The organism is Bradyrhizobium sp. th-b2 (assembly GCF_000426785.1).
Taxonomy (GTDB): Bacteria; Pseudomonadota; Alphaproteobacteria; order Rhizobiales; family Xanthobacteraceae; genus Bradyrhizobium; species Bradyrhizobium septentrionale.
In genome coordinates, this window is the sequence record NZ_AUGA01000094.1 from 1 (window position 1) to 15,204 (window position 15,204).

General features: G+C 57.7%; 20 protein-coding genes and 1 pseudogene. 3 read left to right on the plus strand and 18 right to left on the minus strand.

Going from position 1 to position 15,204, the window contains the following annotated elements; translation table 11 throughout:
• The 9 genes and pseudogenes from K359_RS0143005 to K359_RS57885 all read right to left on the minus strand — a co-directional run.
• A partial coding sequence (locus K359_RS0143005; protein WP_029084657.1) for an IS630 family transposase occupies positions 1-494 on the minus strand: 494 nt, incomplete at its 3' end.
• Positions 495-608: 114 nt separating this feature from the next.
• Entirely contained in the window at positions 609-956 is a 348-nt protein-coding gene (locus K359_RS0143010) for a ferredoxin (RefSeq protein WP_029084658.1), read from the minus strand.
• A 1,499-nt stretch (positions 957-2,455) separates the two neighbouring features.
• Positions 2,456-2,929 carry a Rieske 2Fe-2S domain-containing protein gene (locus K359_RS0143015; RefSeq protein WP_051346751.1) on the minus strand — a complete coding sequence of 158 codons (474 nt, stop codon included), beginning with the start codon at positions 2,927-2,929 and terminating at the stop codon, positions 2,456-2,458.
• Between the two features lie 564 nt (positions 2,930-3,493).
• Positions 3,494-4,687: a DegT/DnrJ/EryC1/StrS aminotransferase family protein gene (locus tag K359_RS0143020; protein WP_245284900.1), complete on the minus strand. Its 1,194-nt coding sequence runs from the start codon at positions 4,685-4,687 to the stop codon at positions 3,494-3,496.
• Between the two features lie 14 nt (positions 4,688-4,701).
• A complete protein-coding gene (locus tag K359_RS0143025) occupies positions 4,702-4,962 on the minus strand; it encodes a hypothetical protein (protein ID WP_029084661.1) in 261 nt (86 codons plus the stop codon).
• A gap of 33 nt (positions 4,963-4,995) precedes the next feature.
• Entirely contained in the window at positions 4,996-5,355 is a 360-nt protein-coding gene (locus K359_RS0143030) for a DUF3024 domain-containing protein (protein ID WP_029084662.1), read from the minus strand.
• Between the two features lie 15 nt (positions 5,356-5,370).
• Positions 5,371-5,611, minus strand: a pseudogene (locus K359_RS59985) (nitrogen fixation protein NifZ).
• Complete coding sequence (locus tag K359_RS0143035) at positions 5,608-5,928, minus strand: nitrogen fixation protein NifZ (protein ID WP_029084663.1); 321 nt, start codon at positions 5,926-5,928, stop codon at positions 5,608-5,610. Before K359_RS0143035 ends, K359_RS59985 begins: the two are co-directional and overlap by 4 nt.
• A complete protein-coding gene (locus K359_RS57885; protein ID WP_029084664.1) occupies positions 5,925-6,698 on the minus strand; it encodes a hypothetical protein in 774 nt (257 codons plus the stop codon). The genes K359_RS0143035 and K359_RS57885 overlap by 4 nt, the downstream gene beginning before the upstream one ends.
• 74 nt (positions 6,699-6,772) lie before the next feature.
• Here K359_RS57885 and K359_RS0143045 point away from each other — a divergent pair, with 74 nt between their 5' ends.
• Complete coding sequence (locus K359_RS0143045; protein ID WP_029084665.1) at positions 6,773-7,036, plus strand: hypothetical protein; 264 nt, start codon at positions 6,773-6,775, stop codon at positions 7,034-7,036.
• On the opposite strand, the gene K359_RS0143050 is transcribed toward K359_RS0143045, so the two are convergent.
• The 7 genes from K359_RS0143050 to K359_RS0143075 form a co-directional block, all read right to left on the minus strand.
• Positions 7,033-7,257: a 4Fe-4S binding protein gene (locus tag K359_RS0143050; RefSeq protein ID WP_029084666.1), complete on the minus strand. Its 225-nt coding sequence runs from the start codon at positions 7,255-7,257 to the stop codon at positions 7,033-7,035. The genes K359_RS0143045 and K359_RS0143050 overlap by 4 nt on opposite strands.
• Before the next feature lie 11 nt (positions 7,258-7,268).
• Positions 7,269-8,822 carry a nitrogenase cofactor biosynthesis protein NifB gene (nifB, locus tag K359_RS0143055; protein WP_029084667.1) on the minus strand — a complete coding sequence of 518 codons (1,554 nt, stop codon included), beginning with the start codon at positions 8,820-8,822 and terminating at the stop codon, positions 7,269-7,271.
• Between the two features lie 384 nt (positions 8,823-9,206).
• Complete coding sequence (locus tag K359_RS62325) at positions 9,207-9,500, minus strand: hypothetical protein (RefSeq protein WP_156929007.1); 294 nt, start codon at positions 9,498-9,500, stop codon at positions 9,207-9,209.
• A gap of 87 nt (positions 9,501-9,587) precedes the next feature.
• Entirely contained in the window at positions 9,588-9,812 is a 225-nt protein-coding gene (gene nifT / locus K359_RS0143060) for a putative nitrogen fixation protein NifT (protein ID WP_029084668.1), read from the minus strand.
• Complete coding sequence (gene nifS, locus K359_RS0143065) at positions 9,809-11,002, minus strand: cysteine desulfurase NifS (RefSeq protein ID WP_035978158.1); 1,194 nt, start codon at positions 11,000-11,002, stop codon at positions 9,809-9,811. The genes nifT and nifS overlap by 4 nt, the downstream gene beginning before the upstream one ends.
• 11 nt (positions 11,003-11,013) lie before the next feature.
• Positions 11,014-11,304 (minus strand): NifU family protein, encoded by a 291-nt coding sequence (locus K359_RS0143070; protein WP_029084670.1) that lies wholly within the window; start codon positions 11,302-11,304, stop codon positions 11,014-11,016.
• 19 nt (positions 11,305-11,323) lie between these two features.
• Positions 11,324-11,644, minus strand: a complete 321-nt coding sequence (locus K359_RS0143075) for an iron-sulfur cluster assembly accessory protein (RefSeq protein WP_029084671.1) — start codon at positions 11,642-11,644, stop codon at positions 11,324-11,326.
• A gap of 272 nt (positions 11,645-11,916) precedes the next feature.
• Here K359_RS0143075 and K359_RS0143080 point away from each other — a divergent pair, with 272 nt between their 5' ends.
• Positions 11,917-12,522, plus strand: a complete 606-nt coding sequence (locus K359_RS0143080; protein ID WP_029084672.1) for a hypothetical protein — start codon at positions 11,917-11,919, stop codon at positions 12,520-12,522.
• Between the two features lie 9 nt (positions 12,523-12,531).
• On the opposite strand, the gene K359_RS0143085 is transcribed toward K359_RS0143080, so the two are convergent.
• Both K359_RS0143085 and K359_RS0143090 read right to left on the minus strand, forming a co-directional pair.
• Positions 12,532-12,927 carry a Rieske 2Fe-2S domain-containing protein gene (locus K359_RS0143085; protein WP_029084673.1) on the minus strand — a complete coding sequence of 132 codons (396 nt, stop codon included), beginning with the start codon at positions 12,925-12,927 and terminating at the stop codon, positions 12,532-12,534.
• Positions 12,928-13,567: 640 nt separating this feature from the next.
• A complete protein-coding gene (locus K359_RS0143090) occupies positions 13,568-14,419 on the minus strand; it encodes a host specificity protein (protein WP_224496567.1) in 852 nt (283 codons plus the stop codon).
• A 559-nt stretch (positions 14,420-14,978) separates the two neighbouring features.
• Here K359_RS0143090 and K359_RS62330 point away from each other — a divergent pair.
• A partial coding sequence (locus tag K359_RS62330) for a helix-turn-helix domain-containing protein (protein ID WP_029084675.1) occupies positions 14,979-15,204 on the plus strand: 226 nt, incomplete at its 3' end.

A 15,204-nucleotide genomic window follows, 5' to 3' on the forward strand; every position in this document is an offset into this window, starting at 1 on the left:
ACGATGGCGTGCTCCGGTGGCGAGACGTAGAGGCCCACAACGTCGCGCACTTTGGGCACGAAGTTTGGATCGGTCGAGAGCTTGAACGTCTCCATTCGGTGCGGCTGGAGCCCGAAGGCCCGCCAGATGCGTTGCACCGTCGACACTGATAGGCCGCTGGCCTTCGCCATGTCGCGAGAACTCCAATGGGTGGCGTTCTCAGGGCAACTCTCCAACGTCCTCACGATCACGGCTTCGATGCGGGCATCGTCAACCGTACGTGGCGCCCCGGAGCGCGGCTCGTCATGCAGCCCGTCCACGCGCCGCTCCACAAAACGCCGCCGCCACTTGCCTACCGTCGATCGGTCCAGGCCCAGCTTGGCCGCGACTTCCTTGTTCTGACCGCCCTCCGCGCAGGTCAGCACGATCCGGGCTCTCAGAGCCAGCGCCTGCGCTGTCTTCCGCCGCATCGTGAGCGACTTCAGTTCGGCACGCTCTTCATCGCTCAATGTCAGGGCGCAAGTTGCTGGACCGCCATCAGATCCTCCGTCGCTGCTGCAGCCTCCATCCTTGGCACGGCGACGCGAATCTACTGCGAATCTACGATTGCGAACTTGTGACTCAGGACACTAGCTTCGCTTGAGCACCATCACAAGACGGTCCACGCGTTTGCCTTGTACGAGATGAGAATTTACGATTTCGTCCACGTCCTCGGGCGTGGTCGCGCGGTACCAGACTCCGTCGGGATAGACGACCATCAAAGGGCCGGAGTTACAAAAGCCGAGGCAGCCCGCCACCGTGAAGCCGACATCGTTCAGACCTTGCGATTCGATCGCCTTGCCCATCCTATCCCACAGGGCTTGCGCGCCCGAGGCGCCGCAGCTGCCGTGCGGATGATTCGGCGGACGCTGCGTATGGCAGGCAAAGGCATGATGCCTGTAAAGTTGAGGAAGCTCGAATTCGGTTTCTGCATTCATGCGCCTATCCTGCAATCAACGGGTTCATCTGAAAAGCGGCAACGCCGGAGTACTTGCCGCACAATCTATTCTTCAGTTGAACGCCGGATCGATCAATTGAAGCAGCTGACTCCCACTCGTGCTCGCGAAAGCAGCCGAAGCGAGCGGACATCATCGTGCTTGTTAGTCGTGCTTGTTATCGGAAAATCCGCGAGCAGATACCTCCGCGTCTGACCGGCCTCCTTGATCAGTTTCAACGCCTTCTCCCAAATCGTGACCGTTTCTGCTCACGCATCATTTGCTCAACCATCCAACATGTTCAAGCAACTTCCACGCCAATGCGTAACGCTCGTTTCCGCAACGATCCCTTGCCCGCCTCCGGCGCCACTGACACTCATTGCCGCGGTTACGACAATGTCGTTCTCTCCTGTTCCGGACATGACAAACGTCGCATCACGTTCAACGCTTCAGCTTCAGCTTTCCGCAGTCCGCTCCTGCGATTAGACGGAAGATACTCGCTCGGTCTGTTCAGACCTTGCACGGTCATTTCGCGGAATGAACCGCGATCTTCGTGATCTGCGTACCGTCTATCGAGGAGCGCGTATGGCGATCGGCCCAGTGAATAGAGCGCTCTGCCCAGGGGAGTCGGCTAATTGCATCGTTCGACCGCGAACCAAAGAACTTCCTCGCCGAAAGGTTAAGCGCCGCGCACGTGCCGCTGCCCATCCCGCGTTTTCGTCAAAGATAGCGCCCAATCGCGACGGGGTCCGAGCGAGGCACAGGTGATCACCGAGCTTACGTTTGAGGCGACAGGGCTGGCCTGCCGCAATCCCGATTGGCAGCAGCGGCAAAACCGCCCACACAACGATGTCGGCTTGCCTCAACCGCTTCAAGCGCTTCAACTCGAGATTCGCTCGCCGCATCTTGCGGAACGATGAGAATGACCACGCGCACGTGCTCGTTAATGCATTTGACCTGGAGCGATGCCGTCAGTGGATCAAGGTGACGAAATTCGCCAGGGCGTTGGATGTACAGAGGGTTGGCATTGCAATTGCAACGCAGACACGAACGCCGGCGGCGCCCGCGGACATCCGATCGTTCGGCGTGCGTTGCGCGCTGCGTGTCCCGCGAACATCGGATACAGGATCGTCATTTCTCTGCTCAAACGGTCCTGTCAGTCTGGGTCTCCCCATTCTTCCAGCCCAGACGGTGTCCTCGGTGGGCTTGCAGCCGCCGAGGGCATTTCTTTCTCGAACCTATTGTCATCCACCGGCAGCCAGAAGCGGTTCTTGCATGCCAGGTCCATTTGGTGAGTTAGCGCCAGAGCCCTTCCTTCGTGCCACGGAGATCGCCGGGTGCATGACCGGGATCCGGATGCGTGCCACTGAACTTGCGGGTTCAAAACGTTCTGCTCTTACAAGTTCAAAAAGCGACGACACGCACCTGCGCCAACGCTCACAAGGCTTTATCCGGCGCCAAGCGCCTAAGGCAACTCGAGCAATAGCTAAGCGATGCAGCTGTTAATCGGGGTGGATCATAACATCCATGGTTTCGCCGCTGTCCTCGAATAGGTCGGCACGCCGATCATCCGCCAGCAGCTTGACGCCGCGCAGGCAGACGTCACCATCTATCACGGTGAGTGCGACCGGCTCAAGCGCTTGTCCGTTGCAGGGCCCATCGATGCATACCCCAGTGTCGATCTCGAATCTCGCACCATGCCGTCCGCATCTGAGAAAGGAGCGATCTGGAGAGAAAAACTCGCCGGAGCCGATGTTGAGCCAGGCACTGCGATGCGGACAACGGTTGACATACCCGAAATAATCGTTCCCGAAAGTGCGCAGCACAATAATTAGAAACGGCCGGCACTCGCCGCTAGCATCGATCCGCGACAGGCTAAAGCCCTTGGCGCCAGTCCGCTCGATAGCATCAGCGAGACATACGGCGAATACCTCGATCTGATCGCTCAGCAGGTTGCCGATTATACCTTCGCTCATTCCCGCCTCGTGGTTTCCTGCTTGAAGGTTTCGATCGCGGTCCGCGTCAGTCGAAAAACACCACGACCACGAGCGATCGGGCGATAGCTTGAACTGGCACGGGCGTTAAGGACATCAAACCATTGGTTCGGCGTGAGCTTCGCCGGGCACTCGCTGATTTGCACCACCCTCCCGTTCGGAGCGAAGCGGACGTGAACAATGACCCTGTTGCGAGTTCACAGCAATTCCTTACTGGTCAATCTAAAGACCCGAACCGAAACTGAGGATCTGGATTATGACGTGCTCGGTTCCGAGGCCCTGGCGCGGGCCTGGACCCTCTGGTCGGAGACGGCGCCTTCACTACTTTGCCAGTGTTTTGCACGATCGCTGTCGGAGAGCATTTCTCCTCCGGGATTTTCGGACGAAGATGTGGCATCCGGCCTTCCTCAATATTCGTCGGGGTGGCGATCTGCGCGCCAAATGCCGCCACAGACGGCCCGCCATCGCGTTGCTGATCTAGCGCAATGGCAGCACGGCTCATCGCAACTCAACCTATTGTTCCTTCAGTAGTGGATGACAAGCATCTTAGTAGATCGCTGCACCCGCGCCCACATTGATCGACGCATCTTTCGTGGTTTCGACGATAAATTCGACCTTGTCGTTCGTGGGATGGGTGTGAAACGGCAGCGCCAGGGCGCGATCGGCGATCTTTTCCGCAACCGGGAAATCGCCCCGCCGATAGCGGAGATCAAAATAGTGACGTTGCAAATGCAATGGATGGCTATAGGCGGCGGATTCAATCTTGGCGGCACGCAGATCATCGACAATGACGTCACGGCCGGATCGCGTGAAGCGCGTCCCTAGATGGACGAGATAGAGCATCCAGTTCACCTCGGTCACATGGGGGCCAACGTAAGGCGGTTTGATGCCTCCAAATGATTGCATATGCGCGTTGTAGAGCTGCTCGACCAACCGGCGACGCTCCAGGCTTTCGTTGAGACGCTTGAGCTGTGCCAACCCCAAAGCCGCGGTGAGATCGCTCATACGAGCCTGGTAAGGTGCGGTGGCACTGACGACAACGGAGGAGCGTTCGTCCAGTCGATGGGCGCAATACCGACGCAAGCTAACCGCGATATCGATATCATCGGTCACGACCATGGCGCCTTCGCCGCAACTTATGGCCAGGGGCTGAGCAAAGTCGAATACCGCCAGGTCGCCAAACCTGCCGACGAGCTCGCCCTTATAGCTCGATCCGATCGCCTCGGTGGAATCCTCCAAAAGCGGTAGCTGATGGCGTTGGGCAATCGCACGCAATTCCGACCATGGCGCCGGATGACCGTTGGAATTGCTGGCGACAATCGCCCGCGTGTTTGCCGTGATGCGTTCCTCGGCCTTTGCTGGGACCAATGTTCCCGACCAATAGTCGATGTCGGAAAATACCACCCGTACGCCTGCGAGACTGATGGCATGGACCGTCTCGCGAAAGGAATAGGGCGAGGCGATGACTTCCTGCCCTGATTCGATCCCGAGCGCCTTGAGCGCAAGCAGGAGCCCGATGGTGCCGCTTGATACGGCAACGGCATATTTGCGGCCAAGATACGCTGCGAAAGCGTGCTCGAACGCCTCAGTGGTACGTCCATTGGAGATTTGCGGTGAACATAGCAATGTTTCCACGGCAGAGAGCTCGGCTAAGGTGATATCGGGATCGGACAGTGGAATAAAGGATGGATTTGCCTCAACACTATCCGCGCTATCCAGGGGGTGCGCTGCGAGTTCAATGCCGCTCACCGTCCTCAATTCCTTTTCGCCAGTACAATGCCGGTCGCCCGTGTCGGATCGGCCGTAATCCGCACGCAGTGATCCGAGCCATCCAGCAAATGCAGGTCGAAATGAGGAAACTGCCGGAACGGCTGGTCCGCAACATCCGACGCATCGCAACGTACCCAGGCAAGCTGCGGGAAGCGGCGCGGCAGCTCGACAAAGGAGCCCGTATCGGCGCCATCGTCCGCAAGCAGCCGCTCGATTTCGATCAGTTCCTCCGCACTGAGCGCCATCGTGGCTCCTTATGGCTCGTCAAAGTTCGTTCGTCATTGCCAGAACAGACGTTCCGGATCGGTGTTCAATTCGTCGATTGCTGAAGTCAGACGGTGGTAAAGGCTGTAGAACTCCCAGATTCCCTTTGCGTGGTTCTTGCAAAACAGCTTCCAGATCCCACCCACGGCATCATAAAGAATCAAGGCAACATCAATCAGACCGCCATCCTTATCGATATTGCGCGAGCAACAGGCGCTCTCGATGAGATAGCCCCCCCTCACCGGCGTCACGTTCGGTGAAACATACAGATAACGCTTGCGCGAACTCAAGCCGCGCTGGATCCGCTTGCGATCGAGTTCGTTCGGGTGAGGAATCAGCCCCGTCTTTACCTTCCTCATCAGCGCGGCATTCATCGCGAACTCCTCCCTTCAAAGCACTGTGATCTCTTCTTCTAGACAGCCGATGAGCAGGGCGTTCACCAAAATCGACAGTATATATCGGCACGTTCGCTTCGTTATGGATGGCTACCCTGATGATCTCGCCAGTCGCTCCGGCGCCGAGCAAGCACTCCTCGGGCTCCGTATTGGGAAAAGAGCCGTCGTTGATGAGGTCGACGACGGCTTTAACGCGCCGGCCCCGGCGATATTTCGAAAAGCGGAACTCACTCATGACACAGCCTCTTCCGGCAATGGCAGATCATCGGTCTCCTCGCACGTGTCCACCGGCTCGAGCTCCTTGCGCTTCATGCCAACTCGGTAGCCCGTTTCCAGAAACTCGACCCCGTAAATGTAGAATTGCTGCAGGAACGTGCCGATCGAGACGACGTAACCCACCTCTCCCTTCGAGACCAGAATGTCGCCAACCTGCTTGCCGGGATAGGTGCCATCATTGCGGATGGTGCGATTGGCTCGTACCTTTTCGCCAAAGCTGAAGACAGGCGGCCCGCTGAGCTCGACGACGTCGCTGTCGCGAACGATGTTGCTCATGCGCCGCTCCCAAGCGGACATGCAGGCATGCCCGAGCCATCGCAGGCGAGGTCCCGCATCACTTCGCCCTCACCTCCGGCGCGATTTGTCAATTCAATAGCTGAGATGCAGCTCGCCGCTTCTAGGTAAACCTGCCGATCAGGGCCGTGCCGTAGAGCAGTTGGCGCCTCTGGCAAGGGCGATCGCGCGATCTCGAACCCCACCGAGGCATCTGGGCCGTTCACTACGGCTGGCAACCACTGATAGGGAACATCGCGCGCCACCATGTCGCGGAACTCGACGTCCGTATCACTCATCAGCTGACCGAGCAGCTGCGGCGCGATGCGGCGCGCCTCGATCACATTGCCGACTATTCGATTCGGAACATCCGCAAGGATCCCCGCGCCGTTCTGGTCAGTCGGCTTGAGTTCGGGACGCCTGTTCGCGGCGGCGGGTCCTTCGTCGCTTTTGCCGAGCCGCATCCGACGGTAGGCGTGAGGATTCGCCCCCACGGCTTCGGAAACACGGAGCTTTTCGAGCTCCGGCGCCTCCGAGAGGCGCGTTGTGCAAAGATAGAAGCCGTAGACGCTGTTCAATGCGGCGGCGCGGTCCGAGGTGAGCGCACGCGCTTCGACTACATGTTGGTTTGCAACCTCGTCAAGATGATCGAACAGCCGTGCCTGCCGCAGCCGAGCCTCGGTCGCGCCGGGGAGATCATCGCCGGTCGGCGTGGACAAGATCAGCGCTCTCTGGCTGCCGGACGGCGGGTTGGCTGTTAAATCAAGGTTCATCGGCAGCTGTGCTCTTGGGTGTGCGCCGTCACGCTCCGCCGCGGAGCGCCTGGTCCAACCAATGATGGACTGGCGTGCGCAGCAGCATCAGTCACATCGACGATGACAGCACCGCCTGGAAGGCGGCTGCCGGCGTCGAGAAACGTCGCTGGAGCGCTGCACGGGACGAATTGTCCACAGCGTCCTTTCTGCCCGCGGGCAGCGGCCAATCCAAGGCGGCCGCCGTTTCTGAGAAAGGCCCGAACCTCGGCGCCTACGGCGCCGCTAACGCGCAGCACGACGCTTTGGACGCTTTCAGCAGCAGCTCTTGGCATTCTGATCATGGGCTAATTCTTTAGGATGGCGCCTGGTAACGCGGCAAGGAGGTGTCAATGACGCAGGTGCCGTCGACGGGACAAGCCGCGACACATTGCGGCTCATCGAAATGACCGATGCATTCGGTGCATTTCGCCGGTTCAATGACGAAGCGCCCCGCGCTCTCCGAGATCGCAACATTCGGGCACAACGGTTCGCAGGCTGAGCAGCTCGTACACTGCGAGGCAATGATCTTGAATGGCACATACGCCCCCTTTACCCCGCAGAGATCAGGGACCCATACCGAATGTCGGCGTCACCTCGCTGGGCATGCTGGATTTCTCCGCGTTTTACCTTCTCGAGATAGGACCTGAACCAAGCGATCGCCGACTTCTCTATGAACTCATGCGCGTATCGATCGACCGGTTCGATTCCGGCCCTGATCAGATTGCTCTTCGGGCAACCGCCGATCTTGGCCACGAACACCGCATGGCAGTCATTTACGCTTCGGATGATGGTCGAAAGCCTATCCCCCTCGCCATAGCCGCCCTGGCAGTAGACATCCACGCGCCGGTGGCCGACAAATTTGGCGCCGGATGTGGAAATTTCGTACACCTGAAACTCTTTTGCATGTCCAAAGTGCTCGTTGATCAGCCCCGAGCCTTTGGTTGCAACCGCGACCAGAACGGTGATTTCGCTCATCTCGCCGGCGAACTCCGCGAGGCCCTCTCGGCTGGCCGCGACTTTGGCGGCACGCTCAGCCTCTACCTTTTCTTGATAAGCCTTGCGCATCTCGGGGTCATATTTAACATCCATTTTCATGACTCGGTCGATGTTGAACTCGCTTCCGCGATCCGCGCCGACCAGCCCCACCGCATCGGCGCGGCACTGACGGCAATGCCGCATCATGTTTACCCCTCCCTCACAAGCATCCTGCAGTCCCTTCAGTGCCTGAGCCGTCGGACCTCGTTGACCGTTGAGGCCGAATACTGTGCCGTGCTCGGGCGCCGAGATCAGTGGCATGATGTTGTGAAGGAAGGCTCCGCGCGACTTCACCGCCTTGTTGACCTCGAGAAGGTGATGGTCATTGATATGCGGGATCATTACCGAGTTGACCTTGCATAGGATACCCCGCTCGCTAAGCATCTCGAGACCCTGTAGCTGACGATCGGTGAGTATCCTCGCCGCGTCGATGCCAACGTAGCGCCTGTGGTTGAAGAAGATCCACGGATAGATCTTTGCGCCGATTTCAGGATCGATCGTGTTAATGGTGATGGTGACGTGCTCGATCTTGGACTTGGCGATGGTGTTAACATAGTCCGGCAGGGCCAATCCGTTGGTCGACAGACACAGCTTGATGTCGGGAGCCGCCTTGGCGACCAGGTCGAACGTCTTGAATGTTTTTTCTGGATTGGCCAACGGATCGCCGGGACCAGCGATGCCAAGCACAGTCGTCTGCGGAATGATGGTCGCGACCGCGAGCACTTTTTTCACCGCCTGCTCGGGGGTAAGCTTCTCGCTCACCACGCCCGGACGCGATTCATTGGCGCAATCATATTTGCGGTTGCAGTAGTTGCACTGGATGTTGCAGGCCGGAGCCACCGCGACATGCATACGGGCGTAGTGATGATGTGCCCCTTCGCTGTAGCATGGATGCTTCTTCACCTTTTCCCAAATCTCGGCCGGCAGTTCGCCGTGGGCCGCCCGTGAGCGGCAGCTCGCCTGGCCTGTGTTGACCGACGTGCCGCAGCCCCTGTGCTCGGCGGTGGGCCGCATCATCTTGTCCAATGAACCTTCGACATATCTACCGCGCCCAACGACCGCGTTCATTTTCATCTCCCCGTGCAGGCATCATCGGCTTTCCAAGACCAATCCTGAGAACGCCTCATGAGGGGGAGTAGCAACTCACATGCCATAGCGGAAACGGTGACGTTGCAGCCCTACTTAAACAGTCAGCGGTAATGATCGATATTGATACTAGAATAGCAACGAAGCGCATGTTGGAAATGCGGCAGGTACGTCGTGATTCAGACACAGAGATCCGTGGATGGTGCATTCATACTCGCACTAGAGGCGCGCGGGATCCTTGCTCTATCTGCATGGTTTTGCGCGCTGCTGCCGGCCACAAATGGGTCGATACTTCTGGCGATCCGACGTCACAGCGCCGTTAATTGATGAGCATTATCCCCAACGCGCGAGGGAGCCAAATCGGTGTCAGGCCTTGCTTGAGCTGAACACGGCGCTCGTTGCATTGAGAAGACGCTCGGATCGACGATTGCATCGTGGTATCGGCGGGAACGCCTGATGATCTTCGCCGCATTGCTTCGCAATAGCGATAGTTGAAGCGAGAGCAAGAAAGCTCCGTTCGGTCCGCCTTTCCTTGATGGCGTCTGGCAACTGAACCACGATGCTGCCATAGCGAGCAGCCGCCAAGAGCTTCCTGATCTCTGGCTGCGAATATGTCGAGGCACCGATCGGAATCGAGATCGAGACACCGAAGCCCGGCAACGATACTATCGACCTCCTGGCCAAGCAGGTCAGCGAAACGATATTAGCAATTCTCTCCAATGCCGATGTAGAAGATTGGCCTCATGTTCATGCATCTTTCCCGTTCTCGCCCCGTTTTTTGGCATTGATTGTGATCGGCAATGGTGTGTCGCTCGCCATCTCGGGTAAATCGAGCACCCAGCCATTAGCTATCTTGATCCAGCCGCCCCAGAGCGACTCGTACTCAGATTCCACGATCGGCTCTTCGAGATCCTTTTTTGGCACGTAGATCGACAGGCCCGCGTCCGACGAGCGGCGGATCATGATTTTCACAAGCTCAACTCCCTCGACTGTGACGCATAGCTGGGCGGAGCGCCAGACTCCCGCGAGGTGGCACGCAAGCGAGCAACAATGTCTGACAGAGCGCACACGACCTCGTCAACCTCCGCGACGGTGGTTTCACGCGAGAGAGAAAAGCGCACCGCGCCGCGCATCCTCCACGCCGGCACCTGCATGGCGCGCAGAACGTGCGACGGCACCATTGAGCCGGAGCTGCAGGCTGATCCGAGCGACACGGCAATGCCCGCACGATTGAGATGATGGACGACTGCTTCGCCCTCGAGATGATCGAAAGCGATATTGGCTGTGTTCGCTAACCGGTTGTTGACATCGCCGAGCGCAAAGCATTCGCCATTATGTAAGATCCCCTGCTCCAGACGGTCGCGCAATGCACCAATGCGAACGCGCTCCGGCTCGAGCCGCTCCACAGCAAGCTCCGCAGCCCTTCCAAGACCGACGATGCCGGGAATATTTTCCGTTCCGCCGCGGCGCCGCCTTTCCTGTGATCCGCCCCAGATCAGGGGCCGGAATTTTGTCCCTTTGCGCAGGTAGAGCGCGCCCATTCCTTTGGGACCGTGCAATTTGTGTGCGGACAGCGACAACATATCGATCGCACTGTCCCTTAGGTCGACGCGCAGCTTGCCTATGGCCTGGACCGCATCGGTATGGAACAGTGCGCCCGCCTCACGTGCCAAGCCGGCTAAAAACTCCACGGGAAAAATGGTGCCGGTCTCGTTGTTCGCCCACATAATCGAGGCGATCGCTGTGCGTGGCCCGAGCGCGCAGCGAAAGGCCTCGACGTCAAGCCAGCCGTGGGCATCTACGGGTATGATATGCGTCTTGACACTTCTTGTCGCCAGTTGCTCGACCAGCGCAAGCACGGCGGAATGCTCAACCGAGGTCGTGACGATCTCGTCGCGACCATCTTGGGTGGCAAGCGCAGAAAGAATGGCGGCATTATTGGCCTCGGTTCCACCGGAGGTAAAAACGATTTCATGATCGTAGGCATTCCCTAGCAAAGCCTGCAAGCTACGCCGCGCCTGCTTCAGCGCGGCCGCGGCCTCGCCGCCAAAGGTGTGGGCCGAGGAGGCATTTCCGAACTGCTCGGTAAAGAACGGCAACATGGCTTGCACGACGGATGGATCGGTCCGCGTCGTCGCATTGTTGTCTAGATAAACCGGCATTTGATCCCCATTCAATCCCGCGTTTTGCCTGCAACAACAACCGTGATCAGGCGGACGAATTCGACGAGCCTGTCGACCAGCTGCACTTGAACGCCTTCCAGCGTCATCCTCAAGAGCTTAAAGAGCGCGCAGGCACGGGTTGCGCCTACCATGATCTTGCTGCCATCAATTCCAATCAACTGATAGTCGGCGCCACTGCGTTGCAGATTGGCACGGATCTCCTCAATTACAGCGCGGATGCGTCCCGCTCGGCCGGTCGAGATCGCCGTCAATTGCCTCAGTTGTTCGGGGTCCGCCAGCATGTTTTGACGCCTTTTCTTATCAGCTGAACGATTTGCCGCAGGAGCAGCTCGAAGTGGCGTTTGGGTTATTAAAAGTGAAGCCTGGGCTCTCCAGCGCCATCACGAAATCGATGGTTGTGCCGACCAGATGGTCATGGCTCTTGTTGTCGACAAACACCTTCACACCGTCGCACTCGATCACCGTGTCGTTAGGCTTCGGCTCCTTGGCCAGACCCATCATGTATTTGAGTCCGTTGCAGCCGCCTGCCTCGACGATAATGCGCAGCCCGCTTGCTGGCTGCGCCGATGACGACATTGCGCCCCTGACCGCATTCACTGCGCTATCCGTTAGCTTGATCATGGCCTCTCTCAACTGCTTAGCTTTGCCTGCTGAAGGGCAAGTCATGTGCCAGCGAGAGGACGCTTGATGATGCTTACCTTTCCGGATCGCACCTGTTGGCTTTTGAACTCGTGTCGGGTTTCTTTCAAAGCTACTTGAGGCAATCGCAGCCCACTTACGCCTTTTTTATCTAAGATACGCCGAAGGCCGCCACGCATGCGACGGCAAGCAATTTGCATTGCATTCGCACCGGCCAAGTCGTCGGTGAGGAGCTTAGATCGAGGACGATTTTAATGACTGCAATCGAAAACACCGCACTCGGCAGACTTGAGAAGGAGGGTCGCCTGCTCAATGCCGTACTCAAAGGCGGGACCACCAAGCCGGACCGGTTCGGCTTTCGCGGCGATGTCGCACTGAAATTCCAGACCCAGGTCGCCGACGAGAAGCGACCGCCGGACTATTCCATCGAGCAGGTTCTAACGATCGCGCAGGAAGGAGAACGCACTATTCCGGTGCTGGCAGGGTATCTGCATTCCTTCGCGTATCTGGCTGACGTCGCAGCCGTCCTTGACGGCGCCTTAAGCCCGAATGGCAGCTATTTCATATTCTGCAACAACATAGATTTGCTGGCGAAATACCGAATCAAGCTCGGTGATGTTACCTTCCACGTCTTACCGTGTGATGAATCCACCGTTTGGAAGGAGATGATGGACCTGGTCGGAGTCAGCAAGGACGACATCAAGAAGCTCGATGCGGGCGGCAAGCTTGATTACCTGCTCGATGCGGCAAACGACATCGAGCTGTCCGATCTTGAGCTATCCTATGACGAGATCTCGTACGAAGACGGGCTGAAGAGGATGGAACCCGTGAAAAACCGTAACGAAAACCGGCCGGTCTGAGCGCGGCCTTCATTCGTTGGGAAGCGCATCGTCTTCGACAAGAGGCATACCGACGACACAGATATCGCCATCCAGAACCGTCAACGCGATCGGCGTGAGCGCGCCACCCTTACATGGACCTTCGACGCATCGTCCCGTGGCGAGCTCGAAGGTCGATCCGTGCTTGCCGCACATCAGCCGGATGCCGTATGGATCCAAGAATTCGTTCCAGTTCCAGTCCAGATTGACGCTGTTGTGCGGGCATTTATTGGCATAACCAAACACCTGCTTGCCCCACCGCACTACAACGATGGACCACGGCCGGTGACCGCCCTCGTCATCGACGACCATCAGATGGAAACCCATGGCCCGGCGGCTTGGAATGTCGTTAATGCCACAAATCGCATAGATTGCATCTGGCTGCATTCATTGCTCGTTTATTGCAGGACGCTCTTCATTTCGCGGGACGATCAAACATGCAAGAACCGTAGAAGAGCCAGAACCGCTCGGCTTTCTGACGATCCGACCTTAAGGCTTCGTCACAGCTGATTGGCGCAGGTGCACGATTGGGTCGGCTCCGCGCGAGCATCGAGGCTTATTGCCTACTCCTTGCCCATTCGCAGCTGCAACTTTCGCGCGCAAACTTTTCCGACACCTTACTGAACTAAACGCAGTGGTTGCTCACTGATCGCCACAGCCTTTCCACTTGCGCCAACTAGACCAAATACGCTGCGAATTGTGTCGCGATCGTCACCTTGGCATATAGTTTGATCCGAAGCTTCCTTGAGCACATACCGCCCTCAACCTGCTCATATCATGACGCGCCGTTGCATTGGCTACACGATTGGGGCGCGGATTCGTACTCGATCTTCGTTGCACCGATTCCAGCTGCACGGCCCGCAAGCGCGAGAATATCATTACTTTCTGAATAGGATAGGCAGGCGAATGGGGCCGCACGCTGCTAACGTACGCCCCCCCCCTCGTTTAACGCTAGGACCTTCGCGGCGGCGCGTCCATTCACGAAACAGCCGTCATTTCCTGCCCAGGTCTCTTTATTGCGGCTGTTCTACTCCATGCGCAATCCTTCGAGAGCTTGCTCCAAGTAGAATGACGGATCATCATCTGAAGAGGCCGCTTCGGCACTTTCGACACTTGCTTCAGAAGCGGTGTCACTATCCTCGACCTTAGTAAGATACTTCGTAGGCTTGTCTACTCGCTGCCACTCGTTGCTCTCGTTTTTCGTCCACACTTCTGGATGCTGGTTAGGATCAAGCGCCCAATAATTACGCCCCATGTGAACAAAACCCATTTCGGCCAGACGGGGTTCCATGCCCTCCAAGCCAGGACGTGACAAGACCAAGGGATGGTCGCCGTCCTGTCGCAGTTGATGCTCCAGCAGAATATCGCCCGCGTTCTCGACCAACGGATGAGTAACCCGAAGGTCAACCACGGACGTGATATCATTGCGTCCAAACTGTTGCCGAAACTGCTCCCCCTTGATTCGAGCCGGCCCACCTGCTCTTAAAAGCCCGACAGTTTCGTCACCCAACTGATAGCTGTAGAATCGTGCTGGCTTGCTTGGATCATCGTAAGTGTGGAGGTAGCTTCCAGCAACCATTCCTGCGCGCCGAGCCTTCCCGGACACGAAATCCGAGTACTCTTCTGGGTTACTGGCGATGTGCCTGATGTCACCGCCCAAAAATCTCCTCACTCCCTCCGTGAAGGAAGATCGATCGATCTCTATGATCGGCGGATCGGAAGCCAGAGAGTATGGCGTCGTTGTCACCGACGACGACGCACCGGGCTCCATGCCTGCAACTGTGTCCGCAAATCGCGGGCTCTCTCCCTCATCTCCAGACTCATCAACGTGGCTGGCGCTTCCAGACTGGCTGGACGATCCGACGATTCTGCCATACATCAGATTCGCTCTCCTCTCGGCTCAATTGCACGCTGTATGAGCTCGTGCCGCACGAGCTCTGCGGAGGATGATATACAGGTTAGCTGACCATAACCTGACGCATAGGCGGCCAATTTAGGCTCTTCCAATCCTCAAGGGAGCAGGCAAACAAATAAAGACGGTACCGTTCACCCGAGAAGCGTGCTCCCTCATCGGGATCAGCATTGCGCCATGCGTTATGACCTGAATCGCAATACACCTGCACGAAACGCTGACCCCACTGCTAAGAGACTGATCTTCGAGACGGTGTTGTCACCCAAGGGTATGCGCTTGCCTTGCCGATCAAACAGCCTTAGCTGCAACGTCTCCGCTCGCTGTGTCTTAATAACTGAAGCCGTCAGAGCATGCGGGTCTGATCTCCATCGCAGATCAAGTGATCAACAATGGATCTATTCCATTGCAAATATAGCGCCTGCCGCAAGCGGGCTAGAGCGGGATGGGTCTAGCTTGAATCGATTTGGGATTCCCAAATCGGAAGGCTTCTGATTCAACATGCTGGCTGGGAAGGAGGCCAGCATGGATGGGACGAGCCTATTCGGACGACCTTCGTGAGCGGGTAGTGAGAGCTGTCATCAAAGGTGGCCTGTCGCGGCATCAGGCAGCGGCTCAATTTGGGGTGGGCATCAGCACGGCGATCAACTGGGTACAGCGCTTCCACGAGACCGGTAGCGTCAAGCCAGACCAGATCGGGGGCTATCGGCCAAAGAAGATTGCGGGGCCGCACCGCGAATGGCTGATGCAACGGT

Excerpts from the sequence above, each read along its gene's own strand:
- nifS (WP_035978158.1), bottom strand. The coding sequence starts at position 11,002 with ATGCCGGTTTATCTAGACAACAATGCGACGACGCGGACCGATCCATCC.
- K359_RS0143025 (WP_029084661.1), bottom strand. The coding sequence starts at position 4,962 with ATGGCGCTCAGTGCGGAGGAACTGATCGAAATCGAGCGGCTGCTTGCG.
- K359_RS0143010 (WP_029084658.1), bottom strand. The coding sequence starts at position 956 with ATGAATGCAGAAACCGAATTCGAGCTTCCTCAACTTTACAGGCATCAT.
- K359_RS0143015 (WP_051346751.1), bottom strand. The coding sequence starts at position 2,929 with ATGAGCGAAGGTATAATCGGCAACCTGCTGAGCGATCAGATCGAGGTA.
- K359_RS0143075 (WP_029084671.1), bottom strand. The coding sequence starts at position 11,644 with ATGATCAAGCTAACGGATAGCGCAGTGAATGCGGTCAGGGGCGCAATG.
- K359_RS0143090 (WP_224496567.1), bottom strand. The coding sequence starts at position 14,419 with ATGTATGGCAGAATCGTCGGATCGTCCAGCCAGTCTGGAAGCGCCAGC.
- K359_RS0143080 (WP_029084672.1), top strand. The coding sequence starts at position 11,917 with ATGACTGCAATCGAAAACACCGCACTCGGCAGACTTGAGAAGGAGGGT.
- nifB (WP_029084667.1), bottom strand. The coding sequence starts at position 8,822 with ATGAACGCGGTCGTTGGGCGCGGTAGATATGTCGAAGGTTCATTGGAC.
- K359_RS0143030 (WP_029084662.1), bottom strand. The coding sequence starts at position 5,355 with ATGAATGCCGCGCTGATGAGGAAGGTAAAGACGGGGCTGATTCCTCAC.
- K359_RS0143035 (WP_029084663.1), bottom strand. The coding sequence starts at position 5,928 with ATGAGCAACATCGTTCGCGACAGCGACGTCGTCGAGCTCAGCGGGCCG.
- K359_RS0143070 (WP_029084670.1), bottom strand. The coding sequence starts at position 11,304 with ATGCTGGCGGACCCCGAACAACTGAGGCAATTGACGGCGATCTCGACC.
- K359_RS57885 (WP_029084664.1), bottom strand. The coding sequence starts at position 6,698 with ATGAACCTTGATTTAACAGCCAACCCGCCGTCCGGCAGCCAGAGAGCG.
- K359_RS0143085 (WP_029084673.1), bottom strand. The coding sequence starts at position 12,927 with ATGCAGCCAGATGCAATCTATGCGATTTGTGGCATTAACGACATTCCA.